Source organism: Salinivibrio sp. AR640 (assembly GCF_001995405.1).
Classification (GTDB): Bacteria; Pseudomonadota; Gammaproteobacteria; order Enterobacterales; family Vibrionaceae; genus Salinivibrio; species Salinivibrio costicola.
On the sequence record NZ_MUFD01000007.1, the window covers coordinates 50,013 to 70,560 of the forward strand.

Below are 20,548 nucleotides of genomic sequence, written 5' to 3' on the forward strand. Positions count from 1 at the left end.
TTTTAAAAACAATGACAGACGAGAGGAATCACAATGTCTAAGATCGTTAAAGTTCTAGGTCGTGAAATTATTGATTCACGCGGTAACCCTACCGTTGAAGCGGAAGTTCACCTAGAAGGTGGTTTCGTTGGTATGGCAGCAGCTCCTTCTGGTGCATCTACGGGTTCTCGCGAAGCACTAGAACTGCGTGACGGTGATAAGTCACGTTTCATGGGTAAAGGCGTACTGAAAGCGATTGAAGCTGTGAATGGCCCAATCGCAGAAGCATTGCTGGGTAAAGACGCTAAAGCGCAAGCGGATATCGACCAAGTGATGATCGATCTCGACGGTACCGAGAACAAATCTCAGTTCGGTGCTAACGCTATCCTCGCGGTTTCTTTGGCGAACGCCAAAGCGGCGGCAGCGGCAAAAGGCATGCCTTTGTTCGAGCATATCGCTGAGCTAAACGGTACTGCGGGTCAGTTCTCTATGCCTCTGCCAATGATGAATATCCTGAATGGTGGTGAGCACGCGGATAACAACGTTGATATCCAAGAGTTCATGATCCAGCCAGTCGGTGCTAAGACGCTAAAAGAAGCGCTGCGTATCGGTGCAGAAGTATTCCACAACCTTGCCAAAGTACTGAAAGCCAAAGGCCTAAGCACTGCTGTTGGTGACGAAGGTGGTTTTGCGCCTAATCTAGAGTCAAACGCAGCAGCACTCGCTGCGATTAAAGAAGCGGTTGAGCAAGCAGGCTACGAGCTGGGTAAAGACATTACTTTAGCAATGGACTGTGCAGCGTCTGAGTTCTATGACAAAGAGCAAGGCATCTACAACATGAAAGGTGAAGGTAAAACCTTCTCTTCAGAAGAGTTTAACCACTATCTTGCTAAGCTGGCTGAAGAGTACCCAATCGTGTCTATCGAAGACGGCCTCGACGAGTCTGATTGGGACGGCTTTAAGCACCAAACCGAACTGCTGGGTGACAAGCTTCAGCTGGTCGGTGATGACCTGTTCGTGACTAACACTAAGATCCTGAAAGAAGGCATCGACAAAGGTGTGGCGAACTCTATCTTGATCAAATTCAACCAGATCGGTTCATTGACTGAGACGCTGGCTGCAATCAAGATGGCGAAAGACGCTGGTTACACGGCGGTTATCTCTCACCGTTCAGGCGAAACTGAAGACGCAACCATCGCTGACTTAGCGGTGGGTACTGCAGCAGGCCAAATCAAAACCGGTTCGATGAGCCGTTCAGATCGCGTTGCTAAGTACAACCAGCTTATCCGCATCGAAGATGCGCTGGGTGAAAAAGCACCGTTTAACGGTCTAAAAGAAGTGAAAGGCCAATAATCGGCACTTAGACACTTTTATTAGAAAAGCCGCGCCGTTTAACGGCGCGGCTTTTTTTCGTTTAGGAAAACCATGACACCAGCGACCTGATCCGCTAGCCTATGCGACTAGAATTCTATTGTGCAAATACGTCGAGCCGATATAGGAAGGAGTACAGGTATGAGGCTGCTATCGGTTGCGCTGTTTCTCACGCTTGTTTGGCTACAATACGATTTATGGTTAGGCAAAAATGGTGTGACAGATTACTGGCAAATTGAAGCTAATGTCGCCGTGCAGCAGCAGGCCAATCAAAAACTCGTAACGCGTAATCAACAAATGTACGCGGAGATTGCGGATTTAAAACGCGGTCAAGAAGCGATTGAAGAGCGCGCACGTAACGAGCTTGGCATGATCAAACCCGACGAAACATTTTTCCGATTGGTCGATACAAGACAATAACCGATTACCGCCTGCAGGCGGTACTAACAAAGAAGATAACTTGTGGTCGAACAAACCTCTTTGCAGCCTGGCGCTTTGCGGTCGGGTATCAGTGCCGTGGTCCCTGCCGCCGGGGTGGGACGGCGAATGCAGGCTCACTGTCCTAAACAATACCTTACTTTAGCAGGCAAAACGCTGCTTCAACATACCGTTGAGCGCTTGCTGGCACACCCTGCGATTAGTTCGGTGGTGATTGCTATTAGCGCTAACGACGGTTACTTTGCGCAAACTGGCCTTGGTGAGCATGCCGATGTGCAGGTTGTGACCGGGGGGCTAACTCGCGCAACCTCTGTACAAGCTGGATTGGCAGCGGTGACAACTCAGTGGGTCATGGTGCATGATGCGGCACGACCGTGTGTGACGCATGCAGACATTGATGCGCTAATCGCGCACGCGCAATCTCATCAGGACGGAGCCTTATTGGCGGCGCCAGTGAGAGACACGATGAAGCGCGCGAATGACGATGGACAAGTGGCACATACGGTTGAGCGCGAAGCGCTTTGGCATGCCCTGACGCCACAAATGTTTTTAACTCAAACACTAAAATGCGCACTGGAAATAGCCGGTGATCAGGTCACCGATGAAGCTTCCGCGATTGAAGCGATCGGCGGACATCCGATTTTGGTGCCTGCGAGTGCTAGCAATATTAAGGTCACCCATCCAGAGGATCAGTGGCTTGCAGCGTTTTACCTTTCACAACAAGAAGGCCAAGCATGATGCGAATTGGACACGGCTTTGACGTGCATAAATTTGGGGGCGATGGCCCGGTTATTATCGGTGGGGTGGCAGTGCCTTATGAGCAAGGACTGATCGCGCATTCAGACGGTGATGTTGCCCTCCATGCGTTATGTGATGCTTTACTGGGCGCGATTGCCGCCGGCGATATTGGCCAGCATTATCCAGATACCTGTGAAGAATGGGCTGGGGCCGATAGCCGGATGTTACTGCGAGACGTTTACACCAAAGTACGAGCGAAAGGCTATCAGCTCGGGAATGCGGATATCACCATTATTGCCCAAGCACCTAAAATGGGCCCGCATATTCAAGCGATGCGCGCGGCGATCGCAAAAGACTTGTGCGTGGAAACGGGCGCGGTCAACGTCAAAGCGACGACGTCAGAGCGTCTTGGTTTTACTGGCCGTAAAGAAGGCATCGCGTGCGAAGCCGTTGTCTTATTGAATAAAGAGGCTCTATGACAGACTTACTGGCACCTTTAGCGTACTCACATGGTCAGCCGACACAGTCCGGGACCTTAAAAGCCTCTCCAGACGATTTTATTGTCTCAGAATCCCTCGGTTTTACGCCATCTGGTCAAGGCGAGCACTTTTTAGTCCGAATTAAAAAGCGGGGTGAAAACACGCAATACGTAGCTAACGAACTGGCAAAAGCCTGTGGTGTTACCTCGCGCCAAGTCAGCTGGGCCGGTTTAAAAGATCGCCATGCGGTAACAGAGCAATGGTTCAGCGTTCACCTGCCAGGAAAAGATGATCCGGATTTAGCGGCGTTTGTCGAGACCCATCCGGGTGTTGTCAGTATCGAGGGCACCGCACGGCATCAACATAAACTACGTCCGGGTGATTTGATTGGTAATCAGTTTACGCTCTGTATTCGTCAGCTTACCGATCCGCAAGCATTGCTCCCTCGTCTTGAAGCCATTGCTAAAGAGGGCGTCCCTAATTATTTTGGCGCTCAGCGATTTGGTCGCGAGGGCAACAATGTGGCGATAGCTCGTGCTTGGGGGCGTGGAGAGCGCAAAGTCCGGGATAAGAGTAAACGTAGTTTTTATCTCTCAGCTGCGCGTGCGTTGTTGTTTAATCAAGTGGTTTCTGCGCGATTAAAGGCTGGCTTGTTTGACCAGACACTGGCTGGTGATTTATGTATGGACGAGCAAAAACAAACGTATACGGTCGAGGCCGGTCTTCAAAAGCCAACCATTACTGCACCGATGACGGGTGATAATGCTTTACCGACCACCGCTGACGCCGAGCAGTTTGAGTTAAATGTGGTAGAACAAGAGCCAGATTTATTGGCGGTGATTCGCGATAATCGCATGCGTCATGACCGTCGCCTAATACGTTTACTGCCTCAGGCCATGACGTGGTCGCACGATACTGATACCTTAACCGTCAGTTTCTTTTTACCTGCGGGGGCATTTGCGACAGCAGTGATGAGAGAAGTTGTGATTGCAAATGAACAAGGAGAGCGTGATGCGCATATTGATTAGTAACGATGACGGCTACCATGCGCAAGGGATCCAAACATTGACCGAGGTGTTATCGAGTATTGCTGATGTCGTAGTCGCCGCGCCGGATCGTAACTGCTCAGGGGCCTCCAACTCGTTAACGTTGGAAAATCCATTACGGGTACGTGAACTGGGTCCCCAACGTTATGCGGTTCAAGGCACCCCGACGGATTCGGTCCATTTAGCCCTGCGGGAGCTGTTGCCGTGGGAGCCTGATTTTGTGATTACAGGGATCAATCATGGGGCGAATTTGGGTGATGACGTACTGTACTCGGGGACGGTCGCTGCGGCAACAGAAGGATTTTTCCTCGGCGCGCCAGCAATCGCAGTCTCACTTTGTGGTCATCAACACTTTGACACTGCGGCACATGTGGTGAAACAGTTTTTAGCGAAAAACCAGCGTCATGAGGCGCCGAACCATCGTTTGATCAATATTAATGTGCCGGATGTGCCTCTTGACCGTCTTGCGGGTTGGAAAGTGACCCGTCTTGGCGCCCGCCACCACGCAGAAGATGTGATAAAACAAGGCGATCCGCGAGGTAAACCGATATACTGGATTGGCGCACCGGGTAAAACACAAGACGCAGGACCAGGAACCGACTTCCACGCGATTTCTGAGCAGTTTGTCTCTATCACACCACTGCAAGTGGATTTAACCGCTCATGATACGCTAGGTGTGTTTTCGCAATGGCTGACTGAGTAGTCCCCTCGCGTGCCATACTGGGCTAGCCGCAATGAGGCGGCAGCCTTATTTATCGATTCAAACTCAGTGATAAAGGAAGCAGACGTTGAGTCAAGCGCAATCACTTATTCAATTTTTGCAACAACAAGGTGTGACAAACACTGACGTTTTAGATGCCATGCAAGCCGTGCCCAGACATTTATTTGTCTCTGAAGCCATGACCCACCAGGCCTACGGAAACAATGCGTTACCGATTGGTTGGGGACAAACCATTTCACAACCTTATATTGTGGCTAAGATGACATCGCTACTCAATTTGCAACGAGATAGTCGCATTTTGGAAATTGGCACTGGGTCCGGTTATCAAACCGCCATCCTCGCGAACTTGGTCGATCATGTTTATTCTGTCGAACGGATTAAACAATTACAAATGCTGGCCAAACGGCGCCTTAAACAGCTGGATATTTATAACGTTTCCACCAAGCATGGAGATGGTTGGCAAGGTTGGCCGAGTAAAGGACCGTATGATGCTATTATGGTCACCGCGGCAGCCGCCAACATTCCGGAGGCTTTGTGTGAACAACTTAATGATGGCGGTGTGATGTTGATTCCCATTGGTGATGCTGAGCAAACGCTGATGAAAGTCACGCGTGACGGAACGAGATTCGACACCGAGATGGTTGAATCGGTTAAATTTGTTCCCCTTGTTGCGGGCGAACTGGCATAAACTGCCTGAGCGATGGAGCTGTGTTTTAAAATAGATGAAAATCGCGCTTTTTCTGTCACTATTGGTTTTTTTATCTGGTTGTTCCTGGCGAGGACCGGCACCGGTATCCAGTGTGACGCCCGATTACACCAGTGTGGATAGAGGCAGCTATCGCGGTAGCTATTATGAAGTGAAAAAAGGCGACACGCTTTACTACATCGCTTACATCACGGATCGCGATATTGACGATATCATCGAGCATAATAATTTACAGCCTCCTTACACCATTTACCCCGGGCAGACACTGGCATTGTGGAAGCCCGCTTATCAGCGTCCCAATGTGGCTAAATCGCCTGCTAGGGACCAATCTTCCTCATCTTCTTCTGCTGCCGAGGTCGTCGCCAATGGCGCTTCTGTGGCCGCTGCCACAAAAGCCACTGCAAGTGCTGCGTCGGTAGCAGCATCTTCTAGAAAAGGCGCCGATCCTGGCAAATTCGAGGGGAAAAAGAAGTCAAAAACCGCGACTCAACGCACAAAAGACGTTGAATCGGACCCTTCAGCGGGGTACAGTCAAGTAAAAGAAAAAAGTAAAAAAGTTGTTAATAAGCGGACCGCTAGCGTATCTAACCAACAGATTACCTGGCAATGGCCAGCAAAAGGCCGAATGGTGTCCCGATTTTCTAGTACAGAGCGAGGCAATAAGGGCATAGATATTGCTGGGCAACGAGGACAACGTATTCAGGCAGCGGCAGATGGAAAAGTCGTTTACGCCGGAAGCGCGCTTCGAGGTTACGGTAAATTAATAATAGTGAAACACAATGATGATTATCTGAGTGCGTACGCGCACAACGATTCGTTTTATGTTTCAGAAGGCCAAGCTGTCACGAAGGGGCAAAAAATAGCTTCAATGGGCAGTTCTGGTGCAAACAGTGTTCGGTTGCATTTTGAAATTCGCTACAAAGGAAAATCGGTCAATCCGTTGCATTATCTGCCAAAGCGTTAGCACAGGGGCAAAACCAAAGTGATAACGCTGCAGCCACCGATGTGACGGGGCCGGTTAAAGCAGAAACACATTCTGCTTTGCTGCTACGTCATAAGGGAGGCGCTATGAGCCAAACAAATACCGCAAAAAAACTGGACGGCTTGAATCAAGACGTGGAATTGGACACCGTTGAGGCGCAAGCCACAGAGGTGGCCGAAGAAGTCGAAGAGGCTGTTCAGCAACAAGCAGCCACGTCCAAAGCCTCTGATGCCACCCAACTTTACCTAAGTGAAATCGGCTTCTCACCACTTCTTACCGCCGAAGAAGAGGTGCTTTATGCACGTCGAGCGCTACGGGGTGATGAGGTTGCGCGTAAACGTATGATTGAGAGTAACCTGCGATTGGTGGTTAAAATTTCGCGTCGTTACTCGAATCGGGGGCTAGCGTTATTGGATCTGGTTGAAGAAGGGAACCTTGGCCTGATCCGTGCCGTAGAAAAGTTTGACCCAGAGCGCGGCTTCCGTTTTTCAACCTATGCAACCTGGTGGATTCGCCAAACCATTGAGCGTGCCATTATGAACCAGACGCGTACTATTCGTCTGCCTATTCATGTCGTCAAAGAGTTGAATGTGTATCTGCGTACTGCCCGTGAATTAGCGCAAAAGCTAGATCATGAGCCGACAGCGGAAGATATTGCCGCGCAGCTTGATAAGCCGGTTGAAGATGTAAATCGTATGCTCCGCCTCAATGAACGTATTGGCTCTGTGGATAATCCGATTGGTGGTGACTCAGAAAAAGCGCTGTTGGATATCATCCCTGACGAAAAGCAGGATGGCCCTGAATACACCACGCAAGACGATGATATGAAGAAATCGATTGTGCAATGGCTACAGGAGCTGAATCCGAAGCAACGCGAAGTGTTGTCGCGCCGGTTTGGTCTTCTGGGACATGAAGCCTCTACGCTGGAAGATGTTGGGCGTGAAATTGGCCTAACCCGTGAGCGGGTTCGTCAAATTCAAGTGGAAGGCCTACGTCGTTTACGCGACATGCTGACCCATCAAGGGCTAAGTATTGAATCGCTCTTTAATGTCGAACAATAGACAATACTACCCAAATCATAGAGCAACATTAAAACGGGACAGCAAAGGCTGTCCCGTTTTTTGTTGTGCGGTCATCGATGCTTTGGTGATGATTAACGCGCGATAATCAATGCGAATGGCTTCACCTGGCGTGATTAACGTGATTGCTGCAATGCTTTAAGGGCATAAAGCGCATCTAAGGCCTGACGCGGGGTCATTTCATCTGGATTGAGTGCATCAATTGCATGATCTAATTCACTGGGCTCGGGGAGCAAAGGCAATTGTGTCGGTGTTATTTTACCGACCGACTGTTCGGTATTTGCCGTGTGCTGGCCGCTTTGCTCGAGTTGGGCCAACTTATGTTTGGCGCGGCGAATGACGGGTTTGGGAACCCCGGCCAGGCTTGCGACTGCTAAACCATAAGATTTACTGGCTGCTCCCTCTTGTACCGCGTGCATAAAGGCGATTTCATCGCCATGCTCCATCGCATCTAGATGAACGTTGACCAAGCCTTCCATTTGTCCTGGCAGTTCGGTGAGCTCAAAGTAATGTGTGGCAAATAGGGTCATGGCATGGATTTTTTCTGCCAGCCACTCGGCACTGGCCCATGCTAAGGACAAGCCATCATAAGTACTGGTGCCGCGTCCAATTTCATCCATTAACACCAAGCTGTTGGCCGTGGCATTGTGAAGAATGTTCGCGGTTTCTGTCATCTCTACCATAAATGTCGAACGCCCTGAGGCAAGGTCATCGGACGCGCCAATACGGGTAAAGATACGATCAACAGGTCCAATGGAGGCGTGCTCCGCGGGCACATAGGCACCGATATGACTTAGCAAGGTGATCAAGGCTGTTTGACGCATATAGGTGGATTTACCCCCCATATTCGGACCGGTAATGATCAGCATGCGGCGTTCAGGATTTAATGTGATCGGGTTGGGGATAAATGGATCCGTCATGACCTGCTCAACCACCGGGTGTCGACCCGCTTCGATATCGATCCCCGGTTGTTCGGTCAATGTTGGGCGATGATAGTTGAGGCTATCAGCACGCTCCGCGAGGTTACACAATACATCTAACGCGGATAACGCCTCTGACGCTTGCTGTAATCGCGCCAAATGTGGCAGTAACTGATCAAACAATTCGTCCCATAAGCGTTTTTCGAGCGCCAACGCATTAGACCGAGAGCTTAATACTTTGTCTTCATGCTCTTTTAATTCTGGGATGATGTAGCGCTCGGCATTTTTAAGCGTTTGACGGCGAATATAGTGCGCAGGTACCCGATCACTTTGCGCGCGGCTGATTTGAATATAAAAACCATGTACTTGGTTATAACCCACTTTCAGCGTGTCGATGCCATGTTGCTCGCGCTCGCGGGTTTCTAGTTCTTCTAAGTAACGTGATGCGCCTTCGGACAAGTCGCGCCACTCATCCAGTTCCGCGCTGTACCCTGGCGCAATCACGCCGCCATCACGGATCACTACCGGTGGATTGTCGACGACGGCCCGCGTGAGTAGATCGTGTAACTCCGGCATCGGAGTGGTGGCTTTTTGGTGATCGGAGAAGGCACTGTGGTCAAGCTCGGTGAGCAATGTTTGCACCTCAGGTAGCTGCGCCAATGCAGTACGTAGCCTTGCCATATCACGCGGGCGCGCTGAACGCATGGCCAAGCGAGCAAGGACACGTTCAATGTCTCCCACCGGCTTGAGGGCGTCGCTAAGATCCGTGTACAAGCTATTGTCTAGCAGGGTGCCAATGGCATCTAAGCGCTGATTGAGCACTTGGCGATCGCGCAAGGGTTGATGTAACCAGCGTTTGAGTAAACGGCTGCCCATCGGTGTCGTGGTTTGGTCTAGCACCTCGGCCAGCGTGTTATCGGTGCCACCGGCGAGATTTTGGGTGATTTCTAAGTTACGTCGTGTTGCAGCATCAAGCACGACAGAGCTATCTTGCTGATCTTTAACAATGGCACGAATGTGAGGCAGTGCCGTACGCTGCGTTTCTTTAGCATATTGTAAAACACAGCCTGCCGCGCTTAGCCCAAGAGAGCAGTCCTCGACGCCAAAGCCAACTAAATCGCGCGTACCAAACTGGCCGGTCAATTGGCTGCGTGCCGTGTCTAAATCAAACTCCCATATTGGACGGCGTCTTGCACCGCGGCTCACCGATAAGAGATCGGGGTAGGGGAAGTCCTCTGGATACAAGAGTTCGACAGGCTGAGTACGCTGCAATTCCGCCTGCATCTGCTCATAGGTTGTCGGCTCAGTCAGAACGAATCGCCCAGAGGTGATATCTAAGGTTGCAAAGCCAAACTGGTCGTTATCGCACGTCAATGCGGCCACTAGGTTGTCGACGCGTTCACTCAGCAATGCCTCATCAGAGACGGTACCCGGTGTCACGATGCGTACCACCTGGCGCTCAACCGGGCCTTTACTGGTGGCAGGATCACCAATTTGCTCGCAAATGGCAACGGGTTCACCCAATTGCACCAACTTGGCTAAATAGCCTTCCACGGCATGATAGGGCACGCCTGCCATGGGGATCGGTTCACCGCCTGAACTGCCGCGTTTGGTCAACGAAATATCTAATAATTGAGAGGCGCGTTTGGCATCGTCGTAAAAGAGTTCGTAAAAATCTCCCATACGATAAAAGAGCAGCTCTTCAGGATGCTGCGCTTTAAGTTTGAGATACTGTTGCATCATGGGAGTGTGCTTTTCGAGCGCTTGTACTGTCACGACTAGACCTGCAAAATGGAACGTTAAGGGCGTTAGAATACGTGATCGGACCGCAAGGGGTAAAGTTGTGGTGCAGGTTTCTCAACCCAATAAAAAGGAGTGCGCAGTGGATCCTTTATTCTCATTGGCAAAGCGTTTGGGTGATGCCCTATTGGATACAGAATTAACCGTGACTACCGCGGAGTCATGCACCGGCGGCGGTATTGCCTATTGCCTGACCGATGTGCCAGGCAGCTCGCAGTGGTTTCAGCAGGCATGGGTTACCTATAGCAACACCGCAAAGCAAGCATTAGTTCATGTCCCCACGGATTTACTGGCCCAGCATGGCGCAGTGAGCGAGCCTGTGGTCAGCGCGATGGCGGAAGGTGCATTGGCCGAGGCTAACGCAGGATTAGCGATTGCGGTCAGTGGTGTTGCAGGACCGAGTGGTGGTAGCGATGATAAACCGATCGGTACTGTTTGGTTTGCTTGGGCATGGCACAATGGTGAAACGGATAGTGAAGTATGTCATTTTGATGGTGATCGGCGCGCCGTGCGTGAACAAACCATTGAACATGCACTCTCATTTGCGCTACAGCGATTGTCGCCATAATCGGAGGCGTGTCGCATCCGATAGATTTTTTCTAAACAGGGCTAGACACTGTATAAATGGACAGTATACTTAGCCCCATTAATGATAGCTTTTATCTCATAGAGATAGCGTTTTATTTCCTGGAGACCGAAATGGACGATAACAAAGAAAAGGCGCTCGCAGCCGCACTCGGGCAAATCGAAAAGCAATTTGGCAAAGGCTCAATCATGCGTCTGGGTGATGACCGTACCATGGACATCGAAACCGTATCGACAGGCTCTTTGTCTCTGGATATTGCGCTAGGTGCAGGTGGCCTACCATTTGGTCGTATCATCGAGATCTATGGACCTGAATCATCAGGTAAAACGACATTGACCCTAGAAGCCATCGCTGAAGCACAAAAAAAGGGCAAGACTTGTGCGTTTATTGACGCGGAACACGCACTCGACCCAATCTATGCGCGCAAGCTGGGTGTCGATATTGATAACCTGTTGGTGTCTCAGCCCGATACTGGCGAACAAGCTTTGGAAATTGCTGATGCGCTGACGCGTTCCGGGGCCGTTGATATGATTGTTATCGATTCGGTCGCAGCCTTGACGCCAAAAGCTGAGATTGAAGGCGAAATGGGCGACTCCCACATGGGTCTGCAAGCGCGTATGCTGTCACAAGCAATGCGTAAGCTGACCGCCAACATCAAAAACAGCAATACCATGATGGTCTTTATCAACCAAATTCGGATGAAGATTGGTGTGATGTTTGGTAACCCAGAAACGACCACAGGCGGTAATGCATTGAAGTTCTATGCATCGGTCCGTTTAGATATTCGCCGCATTGGTGCGATTAAAGAAGGCGATGAAGTGGTGGGTAACGAAACCCGCGTCAAAGTGGTAAAAAACAAAGTCGCCGCACCGTTTAAACAAGCAGAGTTCCAAATCCTTTATGGTCAGGGTATTAACTTGCAGGGCGAGCTGGTGGATCTGGGTGTGAAACATAAACTGGTAGAAAAAGCCGGAGCTTGGTACAGCTACAAAGGCGATAAAATTGGCCAAGGTAAAGCCAATGCATGTAAATACCTGAAAGAAAACCCCCATATTGCTGAAGAAATTGACACTACCTTGCGTGAGATGTTGCTGCAGCCAGGCCTGAACAACGAAGCTGTAGACGCCAACGTTGAGGCAGATACTGAGGACGAGAAGCTGTAATGGCGGCATCGTGCCAAGAAATAGCGGTGGGCCTGTTGGCTCGCCGCGATCACTCTGTCCACGAGCTAACACAAAAATTGTCTCAACGCGGATTTGATGACGACGCAATTACCCTCAGTATTAATGACTGCTTAGAACGAGGCTGGTTAGATGACGCGCGCTTTGCTACCAGCTTGTTGCGTCAGGGGATTAACAAACACCATGGCTGGTTGCGTATCTGCCAAGATGCGAAACGTAAAGGCATTGATATTGAGCTATTAGCCCGCGCAGAGCAAGACGCTGAAGTGGATTGGTACCTACTCGCCAAAGAAACAGCGATACGTAAGTATGCTGACCTAGATGGCCGTCTTCCTCCTGTTGAGCACAAGGTGAAAGCGAAACGCATGCGTTTTTTACAATCGCGCGGTTTTAACTTTGATCAAATCCAATACGCGCTGAATGACGACGATATCGACCCGCATTTCTAAACCAATCCTACTCTGTCTCTTTTCCCCACGCGATCGGTTGTTTACAATGGCGTAAACAATACGATGCTCCCATCGCGTCATTACCATAACCGGTTGCTAACGCAATATTCGATTATCAGGATTAGCCAATGTATATGAGCACTGATGAGATCCGTACAGCGTTTCTCAAGTTCTTTGAAAGCAAAGGGCACCAGATTGTGCCTAGCTCATCGCTCGTCCCTGCCGACGACCCAACACTGTTGTTCACTAATGCAGGCATGAACCAATTTAAGGACACCTTCTTAGGGGCCGAGAAGCGAGACTACACACGTGCGACCTCAGCACAACGTTGTGTGCGCGCCGGCGGTAAACATAACGACCTTGAAAATGTAGGCTTTACCGCTCGTCATCACACCTTTTTTGAAATGCTCGGTAACTTTAGTTTTGGTGACTACTTCAAAAAAGACGCGATTGCTTATGCGTGGGCGTTTTTGACCGAGACGATCGGTTTGCCAAAAGAAAAACTGTTGGTGACCATTTACCACACTGATGACGAAGCGTTTGATCTTTGGCATAACACCATCGGTGTACCGGCGGATCGCATTGTGCGTATCGGCGATAAAGAAGGCGGAAAGCCGTATGAGTCAGACAACTTCTGGCAAATGGGGGATACCGGACCTTGTGGGCCTTGCAGTGAAATTTTCTACGACCACGGTGAGCATATCTGGGGAGGACCTCCAGGTACGCCTGAAGAAGACGGTGATCGCTTCATTGAGATCTGGAACATCGTTTTCATGCAGTTCAATCGACAAGCTGATGGCACCATGGAGAACCTCCCTAAACCGTCAGTTGATACGGGAATGGGGATTGAGCGTATCGCCGCGATTAAGCAAGGCGTGCACTCCAACTATGAAATTGATGTTTTCCAGCAATTAATTAAGCAAGTGGCTGACATCATCGGAGTTGAAGACCTGACCAATCAGTCTTTGCGTGTGGTCGCTGATCATATCCGATCTTGTGCGTATTTGATTGTCGATGGTGTGATGCCTTCTAACGAAGGGCGCGGCTACGTGTTACGTCGAATTATTCGTCGTGCGGTGCGTCATGGTAATAAGTTAGGCAGCAAAGACACCTTCTTCTACAAGTTGGTGGGGCCGTTGGCCACCATCATGGGCACGGCCGGCGAAGATCTGCGTGCGCAGCAAACCATGGTTGAAAAAGTCCTAAAAATTGAAGAAGACAACTTTAGTCGTACTCTTGAACGCGGCATGTTAATGCTAGAAGAAGCGTTAGATAAAGTGGATGGCGATGAGTTGGATGGCGAGACCGTCTTCAAGCTTTACGATACCTACGGCTTTCCAGCGGACTTAACCAACGATGTCGCGCGTGAGCGCGGCTACCGCATTGATGAAGCCGGTTTTGAAGCGGCGATGGACGCTCAGCGTCAACGCGCGCGCGAAGCCGGTCAATTTGGCACCGATTACAACCAAACGATTAAAGTCGACCACGGCTCTGATTTCTGCGGTTACACAGGCACAGAGGCGAAAGGTCAGATCACTGAGATTTTCGTGGAGGGTGAATCGGTCGACCATCTGGCATCGGGCGATCACGCGGTGGTTATCCTCGACCACACCCCTTTCTATGCCGAAGCCGGTGGTCAGTGTGGCGATACAGGCATCATTGATACCGAGCAAGGGCGTTTCACGGTAACGGATACCCAGAAGATCGGGCAGGCGATTGCTCATTATGGTGCTTTATCCGACGGACAGTTAAGTGTTGGCGCGCAGGCAACCGCGCAAGTCGATACCAAGCGTCGTCATGCGGTGGCCATGAACCACTCAGCCACGCACCTGTTACATGCAGCGCTCCGTGACGTGCTCGGCGATCACATTGCGCAAAAAGGGTCCTTGGTGCGCGCTGATGGTTTGCGCTTTGATTTTTCTCACTTAGAGCCTGTGACTGCCGATGAGCTAAAAGCGGTAGAGCGTATCGTTAATGAGCAAATTCGCGCGAACAATGCAGTACAAACGGAAGTCATGGATATCGACGCTGCGAAACAAAAAGGCGCGATGGCATTGTTTGGTGAGAAATACGACGACGAAGTGCGCGTATTGAGTATGGGCGACTTCTCCATCGAGCTTTGCGGTGGCACGCATGCCAATCGTACCGGCGACATTGGTATGTTCAAAATCGTTTCAGAGGCAGGTATTGCAGCTGGAGTTCGTCGTATCGAGGCCATTACAGGTCAAGCGGCGATAGATAATGTGTACCAAACCCAAGCCGACTACGAGGCCAAATTGGATGAAGTGCATGGCAAAGCTAAAGGGTTGGAGAAGCAAATCCAACAACTGAAGCAAAAGCTCGCAGCACAAGAAAGCGCTGGATTGATTAATCAAGTGCGCGAAATCAATGGCATTAAGATACTGATCAGCCAACTCGATGGGGCAGATAACAAGGCACTGCGTAGTATGGTTGATGATCTCAAAAACCAAATGGGGAGCGGGATTGTGCTTCTCGGCAATGTCGCCAACGATAAAGTAGGCTTGATTGCGGGTGTGACCAAAGATCTCACCGGTACAGTGAAAGCGGGTGAGCTGGTCAATGTTGTCGCGCAACAAGTCGGTGGTAAAGGCGGTGGTCGCCCTGATATGGCGCAAGCGGGTGGTAGCGATGTAAGCGCATTACCCAGCGCGTTAGCCGCTGTCGATGCTTGGCTTGCCGAACGGTTATAATTCGCTAAAAAGCATTTAAGAAAAGTCAAGAAGGTCGCCATGCGCGGCCTTTTTTTGTGATCTAGATTAATAATTGCACTTTTTTTTTGATTCTGTATAGTGCAACGCCTTAGGCGATGTGTCGGTGCTGAGCGGTGATATCGCTTACATTTTATCGCTTTGCTGACCAGTGCAACACTGATTTCTCTTACTCTGTTGTCTCAGATCACGCGCCTTTATGGCTAACGGTATGATGATAAAACAGTAAATTTCTCTGCCCTTTTCTGGATATGGTGTGATAATTCGGCCATAGTGTGAAGTGCGGGTAACAAAACCTCCCGCATTGGCATCACGAGCAGGGAAATAATCCAACGATTGCAGATAGCGAGCCGATACGCTGGCGGGTTATCTGGCTCAGAAACTAATTGAATAAATAAAAGATTGATACTCAAGGAGTAGAAGCATGCTGATTTTGACTCGCCGTGTTGGCGAAACCTTGATGATTGGTGATGAAGTCACCGTCACTGTGTTGGGTGTAAAAGGTAACCAAGTACGTATTGGTGTGAATGCACCGAAAGATGTCTCTGTACACCGCGAAGAGATCTACATGCGTATTCAAGCCGAAAAAGGCGCGCCAGCCGGTAGTCAAAACGACTACTAACAAAGCAAAAGAGGTCGACCAGGGTCGGCCTTTTTTATGGTTGGTTTTCCCATAAAATCAAAATGAAACGGCGATAAAACCAACAATAAAAACACCTGGTGGGTGATAATTGTCCATTTGTTAGTAACAAGGCGACTTTTCCCCGAAAAGTGTTTGACATATATCTGGCTCAAAGTAATATGTGCACCCGCAGCGACGGTGAGGTGGCCGAGTGGCTGAAGGCGCTCCCCTGCTAAGGGAGTATACGGTTTGTAGCCGTATCGAGGGTTCGAATCCCTCCCTCACCGCCATGTTGTTGCAAGCAAGATAGATGCGCGTCCGTAGCTCAGCTGGATAGAGTACCTGGCTACGAACCAGGCGGTCGGAGGTTCGAATCCTCCCGGACGCGCCACTACTTGCGGTGAGGTGGCCGAGTGGCTGAAGGCGCTCCCCTGCTAAGGGAGTATACGGTTTGTAGCCGTATCGAGGGTTCGAATCCCTCCCTCACCGCCATTATCGACAAGCCTGCCTTGTGATAATTGCAGTACTTGTGATAATTGCAGTAAAAGATGTGCGTCCGTAGCTCAGCTGGATAGAGTACCTGGCTACGAACCAGGCGGTCGGAGGTTCGAATCCTCCCGGACGCGCCATCACCTCCATGGAAGACCCGCAACACCGTTCAGGATGAACATAAGATTGACGACACGCGCTCGTAGCTCAGCTGGATAGAGTACCTGGCTACGAACCAGGCGGTCGGAGGTTCGAATCCTCCCGAGCGCGCCATCTTCAATCTATGCAAATCCGTCAGCGCGTCCGTAGCTCAGCTGGATAGAGTACCTGGCTACGAACCAGGCGGTCGGAGGTTCGAATCCTCCCGGACGCGCCATTTTGCATTACCTCTTCCTTCTCCTTATTTCCATTTCGCTATCTTTTCATTGTCACCCAAATCGACTTTTCTGTTTATTATTTTCGCTATCGCTGTTGGACAGCGTGTTGTCATTCTGGAAAAACGCTTTTTCCAAAAATGGCATAGTGCGCCTCTATTAATAGCCAAACCGTCAAAACCCTCTATGTACCAGGACGTTTTATCGCGCGATTAACGGACTTGGACGAGATAAATACGTCTTTTCGAGTGGCGGTTGTTCGCGTGCAATGAGCGCATCATGACCCGTGTTGTCAGGTAACAAAAACACAACACGAGATTGTCATTTATGCGAATTGTTAGTATTTTGAACGCCGATGATGAAATGGCCACCAAGATAAATGAATAATAACGGGCCATCCGCGCATCATTGTCAGTAAGAGTGAGTAACAAGGAAGATAACCATGGATTTAGGCCCGCTTTTAGAACAAGCACTGACGCTGATGTTGACCGGTATGGTTGTAGTGTTTGTGTTTCTTTCTACGTTGATTTTTTTAGTCCACCAACTAGAACGTTTTGGTGACCCGACCCCGCCAGCTGCTGCTAAGGCACCCGCTAAGCCTAACGCACAACCTGCATCGGAAAACGTATCGCCCGATGTCGTTGCCGCGATCACTGTCGCTGTCCAGCAGTACCGCCAACGCCATCGTTGAGTGGTAAGGCACATATAAAAAGGAGTTTGTTATGTCTACGCCGTTAGCTATTACCGATGTGGTATTGCGTGATGCCCATCAGTCGTTGTTTGCCACACGTCTGCGTTTGGACGATATGTTGCCGATTGCCGCCGAGCTCGATCAGATTGGGTTCTGGTCATTAGAAACATGGGGTGGCGCGACCTTTGATGCCTGTATTCGCTATTTGGGTGAAGATCCTTGGGTACGGTTGCGAGAGCTTAAAAAAGCCATGCCAAATACCCCGATGCAAATGCTTTTACGTGGGCAGAATCTTTTGGGTTACCGCCACTACGCCGATGATGTAGTATACAAGTTCGTTGAACGCGCTCATACCAACGGTATGGATGTATTCCGCATCTTTGATGCCATGAATGATGTGCGTAACTTTCAAGCCGCTGTGGGTGCGGCAGTGGACGTAGGTGCCCACGCTCAGGGAACGATTTCTTACACCACTAGCCCTGTGCATACCATGGATACCTGGACCGATTTAGCCAAGCAGTTGGAAGATCTTGGCTGTCACTCTCTGTGCATCAAAGATATGTCCGGTTTGCTTAAACCTTATGAAGCGTATGAGCTCGTGAGCCGCATAAAATCGACCTGTGATATCCCCCTGTCGCTGCATTGTCATGCGACCACAGGGCTATCAACAGCAACGGCGGTTAAAGCGGTAGAAGCGGGGTTAGATGTCCTGGATACGGCCATTTCATCAATGAGCCAAACTTATGGGCATACCCCGACTGAAACCGTTGTTGCGATGCTTGAAGGCACCGAGCGTGAAACTCATCTTGACCTGAATAAACTTGAATCGATTGCGGCTTACTTCCGTACCGTGCGGAAAAAATACGCCCAATTTGAAGGGCAGTTAAAAGGCGTCGACTCACGTATTTTGATCGCGCAAGTGCCCGGCGGTATGTTGACCAACATGGAAAGCCAGCTTAAAGAACAAGGCGCGGCTGACAAAATGGATGAGGTCTTAGACGAAATCCCGCGGGTGCGTGAAGACTTAGGATATATCCCCTTAGTTACGCCGACCTCACAAATTGTCGGATCGCAATCGGTCATTAATGTATTGACCGGCGAGCGTTATAAGAGCATTACTAAAGAGACTGCTGCGCTGTTAAAAGGCGAATACGGAAAAGCCCCCGCACCGGTCAATGCAAAATTACAAGCGCGCGTGCTTGACGGTGAACAAGCGATTACCTGCCGTCCGGCGGATAAATTAGCCCCCGAAATGGAAAACTTGACGCAGGCATTAACCGATAAAGCGTCGACAGAAGGTGTGAGTTTGGCGGAAGAGACGATTGACGATGTCCTCACTTACGCCTTGTTCCCACAAGTGGGTTGGAAATTCCTCCAAAATCGTGGCAATCCTGATGCGTTTGAACCGGTACCCACCGGAGACTCCACGCCGCCAGCAACGCCCGCGGCGAGCCCAGCGAGCCAAGTTGAGGTTGAAACTTACAGCGTGCGCGTTAATGGCCAGGTGTATCAAGTGGATGTCGGTCCCGATGGCGCACTAGGCGCGATCCAAACTGCTAACGATGTCGACAATGCGCCTACAGCACCGCGTGCCCCGGTGTCACAGCCGGCATCTACCCACGCAGAGCCAGTCACCGCACCGTTAGCGGGTAATATCTTTAAAGTCATGGTGACCGCCGGTGAGCATATACAAGAAGGTGACGTTCTGATCATCCTAGAAGCGATGAAAATGGAAACCGAAGTCAGGGCTGCGCATGCTGGCACTGTCCAAGATGTACAAGTAAAAGAAGGCGACGCCGTGACTGTCGGCATGCCGCTTTTACATTTAGGATAAGAGGGCAGCATGGAAGGATTAATGATCCTGTGGTCGGAAACTGGACTGGCGAATTTCCAGTGGCCACAGCTGGTGATGATGGCCGTCGGTTGTCTGCTGCTCTTTCTTGCGATCCGACGTGGGTTTGAGCCTTTGCTTCTGTTGCCCATCGGGTTTGGGGCAATCTTGGCGAATATTCCCAACGCGGGTTTTAACGAGCCGGGCGGTTTGTTGTATTACGTCTACCATGTCGGGATTGATACGGGGGTTTTCCCGTTATTGATCTTTATGGGAGTGGGGGCGATGACCGACTTTGGTGCCTTGATTGCTAACCCGCGTACCTTGCTTTTAGGGGCGGCGGCGCAATTTGGCATTTTTGCTACCTTGTTCGGTGCTATCTTGCTCAACTTGGTCCCAGGCATGGAATTTAGCCTTCAAGATGCAGCATCAATTGCGATTATTGGTGGTGCGGATGGGCCGACGGCCATCTTCTTGGCTAGCCGACTATCGCCGGATCTTCTTGGCGCGATTGCAGTCGCGGCCTATAGTTACATGGCGTTGGTGCCAATTATTCAACCGCCGATCATGAAGTTGTTCACCTCGCCACAAGAACGCCAAATTGAAATGAAACAGCTGCGTCATGTCTCGAAAACGGAGAAAGTGCTGTTTCCTTTAGCGGTCTTGATGATGACGATCTTATTCTTACCCTCCGCAACGCCCTTGGTTGGTATGTTTTGTCTGGGCAATCTGATGCGTGAGTGTGGCGTCGTCGATCGGTTATCGAGTACTGCGCAGAATGAGTTGATCAACATTGTGACCATTTTCTTGGGGCTTGCCGTTGGTTCCAAGCTAGAAGCGGATAAGTTTCTTCAGTTTGAAACCTTGGGGATCTTGGTGCTCGGAGCGGTCGCGTTCAGCATCGGCACCGGAACGGGCGTCTTAATGGCGAAGCTGCTTAACCGGTTTAGCCGCGATCCTATCAACCCACTGATTGGCGCGGCCGGCGTCTCTGCCGTGCCAATGGCTGCGCGCGTGGTGAATAAGGTTGGACTGGATGCCAATCCACATAACTTCCTGCTGATGCATGCGATGGGACCGAATGTGGCTGGCGTGCTTGGCTCGGCTGTCGCAGCGGGGATATTGCTGGCGTTAGTCGGATAGCCGTGCGATGTGAATGTAGAGACAAACCGTAGCAAAAACAAAACACGTGAACAGTGAAAAGAAAACAGCGGCAGGCATTGAGTCTGTCGCTGTTTTTGTTAAGACTAGGGGTTTACGCGTTGCGATGACCCTGTGCTTTTTTATTATCTGCGCTATCAAATTTATTACCTGCGCCATGAAAGCATAATGGCATG

The 20,548-nt window shown here is 50.3% G+C and carries 18 protein-coding genes and 6 tRNA genes; 23 read left to right on the top strand and 1 reads right to left on the bottom strand.

Annotated elements, in window-relative coordinates; genetic code table 11:
• Positions 1 to 33 precede the first annotated feature (33 nt).
• From eno to rpoS, 9 genes are all read left to right on the top strand, one after another.
• A complete protein-coding gene (eno, locus tag BZG75_RS05775) occupies positions 34 to 1,332 on the top strand; it encodes a phosphopyruvate hydratase (protein WP_077459783.1) in 1,299 nt (432 codons plus the stop codon).
• Positions 1,333 to 1,491: 159 nt separating this feature from the next.
• Complete coding sequence (ftsB, locus tag BZG75_RS05780; protein WP_021022088.1) at positions 1,492 to 1,770, top strand: cell division protein FtsB; 279 nt, start codon at positions 1,492 to 1,494, stop codon at positions 1,768 to 1,770.
• Positions 1,771 to 1,812: 42 nt separating this feature from the next.
• Positions 1,813 to 2,526, top strand: a complete 714-nt coding sequence (gene ispD, locus BZG75_RS05785) for a 2-C-methyl-D-erythritol 4-phosphate cytidylyltransferase (RefSeq protein ID WP_274532490.1) — start codon at positions 1,813 to 1,815, stop codon at positions 2,524 to 2,526.
• Positions 2,526 to 3,005, top strand: coding sequence for a 2-C-methyl-D-erythritol 2,4-cyclodiphosphate synthase (gene ispF, locus BZG75_RS05790; RefSeq protein WP_077459782.1), 480 nt, complete (start codon positions 2,526 to 2,528; stop codon positions 3,003 to 3,005). Before ispD ends, ispF begins: the two co-directional genes overlap by 1 nt.
• Positions 3,002 to 4,033 carry a tRNA pseudouridine(13) synthase TruD gene (gene truD, locus BZG75_RS05795; protein WP_077576437.1) on the top strand — a complete coding sequence of 344 codons (1,032 nt, stop codon included), beginning with the start codon at positions 3,002 to 3,004 and terminating at the stop codon, positions 4,031 to 4,033. Before ispF ends, truD begins: the two co-directional genes overlap by 4 nt.
• Positions 4,017 to 4,754 (top strand): 5'/3'-nucleotidase SurE, encoded by a 738-nt coding sequence (surE, locus tag BZG75_RS05800; RefSeq protein WP_077459780.1) that lies wholly within the window; start codon positions 4,017 to 4,019, stop codon positions 4,752 to 4,754. The genes truD and surE overlap by 17 nt, the downstream gene beginning before the upstream one ends.
• A gap of 85 nt (positions 4,755 to 4,839) precedes the next feature.
• Positions 4,840 to 5,460, top strand: a complete 621-nt coding sequence (locus BZG75_RS05805) for a protein-L-isoaspartate(D-aspartate) O-methyltransferase (protein WP_077459779.1) — start codon at positions 4,840 to 4,842, stop codon at positions 5,458 to 5,460.
• 34 nt (positions 5,461 to 5,494) lie between these two features.
• A complete protein-coding gene (locus tag BZG75_RS05810) occupies positions 5,495 to 6,442 on the top strand; it encodes a peptidoglycan DD-metalloendopeptidase family protein (protein WP_077576438.1) in 948 nt (315 codons plus the stop codon).
• Between the two features lie 104 nt (positions 6,443 to 6,546).
• On the top strand, positions 6,547 to 7,521 hold the full coding sequence (rpoS, locus tag BZG75_RS05815; RefSeq protein ID WP_077576439.1) for an RNA polymerase sigma factor RpoS: 975 nt from the start codon (positions 6,547 to 6,549) through the stop codon (positions 7,519 to 7,521).
• Positions 7,522 to 7,655: 134 nt separating this feature from the next.
• Here the strand turns inward: rpoS and mutS are convergent, their stop codons facing one another.
• The gene (mutS, locus tag BZG75_RS05820) at positions 7,656 to 10,202 is read right to left on the bottom strand and encodes a DNA mismatch repair protein MutS (RefSeq protein ID WP_199878851.1); all 2,547 of its coding nucleotides are present in this window, start codon (positions 10,200 to 10,202) and stop codon (positions 7,656 to 7,658) included.
• A 139-nt stretch (positions 10,203 to 10,341) separates the two neighbouring features.
• Between mutS and BZG75_RS05825 the strand changes: the two genes are divergently transcribed.
• The 14 genes from BZG75_RS05825 (at position 10,342) to BZG75_RS05890 (ending at position 20,354) form a co-directional block, all read left to right on the top strand.
• Positions 10,342 to 10,827, top strand: coding sequence for a CinA family protein (locus BZG75_RS05825; protein WP_077576441.1), 486 nt, complete (start codon positions 10,342 to 10,344; stop codon positions 10,825 to 10,827).
• 131 nt (positions 10,828 to 10,958) lie between these two features.
• Positions 10,959 to 12,008 carry a recombinase RecA gene (recA, locus tag BZG75_RS05830; protein ID WP_021022081.1) on the top strand — a complete coding sequence of 350 codons (1,050 nt, stop codon included), beginning with the start codon at positions 10,959 to 10,961 and terminating at the stop codon, positions 12,006 to 12,008.
• Positions 12,008 to 12,475: a regulatory protein RecX gene (locus BZG75_RS05835; RefSeq protein ID WP_242413580.1), complete on the top strand. Its 468-nt coding sequence runs from the start codon at positions 12,008 to 12,010 to the stop codon at positions 12,473 to 12,475. The genes recA and BZG75_RS05835 overlap by 1 nt, the downstream gene beginning before the upstream one ends.
• Positions 12,476 to 12,603: 128 nt before the next feature.
• Complete coding sequence (gene alaS, locus BZG75_RS05840) at positions 12,604 to 15,186, top strand: alanine--tRNA ligase (protein ID WP_077576442.1); 2,583 nt, start codon at positions 12,604 to 12,606, stop codon at positions 15,184 to 15,186.
• A gap of 442 nt (positions 15,187 to 15,628) precedes the next feature.
• Positions 15,629 to 15,826, top strand: coding sequence for a carbon storage regulator CsrA (gene csrA, locus BZG75_RS05845; RefSeq protein ID WP_021022078.1), 198 nt, complete (start codon positions 15,629 to 15,631; stop codon positions 15,824 to 15,826).
• A gap of 197 nt (positions 15,827 to 16,023) precedes the next feature.
• Positions 16,024 to 16,116, top strand: a tRNA-Ser gene (locus tag BZG75_RS05850).
• A 24-nt stretch (positions 16,117 to 16,140) separates the two neighbouring features.
• Positions 16,141 to 16,217 (top strand) — tRNA-Arg (locus BZG75_RS05855).
• Between the two features lie 8 nt (positions 16,218 to 16,225).
• Positions 16,226 to 16,318 (top strand) — tRNA-Ser (locus BZG75_RS05860).
• A gap of 60 nt (positions 16,319 to 16,378) precedes the next feature.
• A tRNA-Arg gene (locus tag BZG75_RS05865) sits at positions 16,379 to 16,455 on the top strand.
• A gap of 56 nt (positions 16,456 to 16,511) precedes the next feature.
• Positions 16,512 to 16,588, top strand: a tRNA-Arg gene (locus BZG75_RS05870).
• A 26-nt stretch (positions 16,589 to 16,614) separates the two neighbouring features.
• Positions 16,615 to 16,691 (top strand) — tRNA-Arg (locus tag BZG75_RS05875).
• A 440-nt stretch (positions 16,692 to 17,131) separates the two neighbouring features.
• Positions 17,132 to 17,380, top strand: coding sequence for an oxaloacetate decarboxylase subunit gamma (locus BZG75_RS05880; RefSeq protein WP_021022076.1), 249 nt, complete (start codon positions 17,132 to 17,134; stop codon positions 17,378 to 17,380).
• 31 nt (positions 17,381 to 17,411) lie between these two features.
• On the top strand, positions 17,412 to 19,214 hold the full coding sequence (gene oadA / locus BZG75_RS05885; protein WP_077576443.1) for a sodium-extruding oxaloacetate decarboxylase subunit alpha: 1,803 nt from the start codon (positions 17,412 to 17,414) through the stop codon (positions 19,212 to 19,214).
• Between the two features lie 9 nt (positions 19,215 to 19,223).
• On the top strand, positions 19,224 to 20,354 hold the full coding sequence (locus tag BZG75_RS05890; RefSeq protein ID WP_021022074.1) for a sodium ion-translocating decarboxylase subunit beta: 1,131 nt from the start codon (positions 19,224 to 19,226) through the stop codon (positions 20,352 to 20,354).
• Positions 20,355 to 20,548 lie beyond the last annotated feature (194 nt).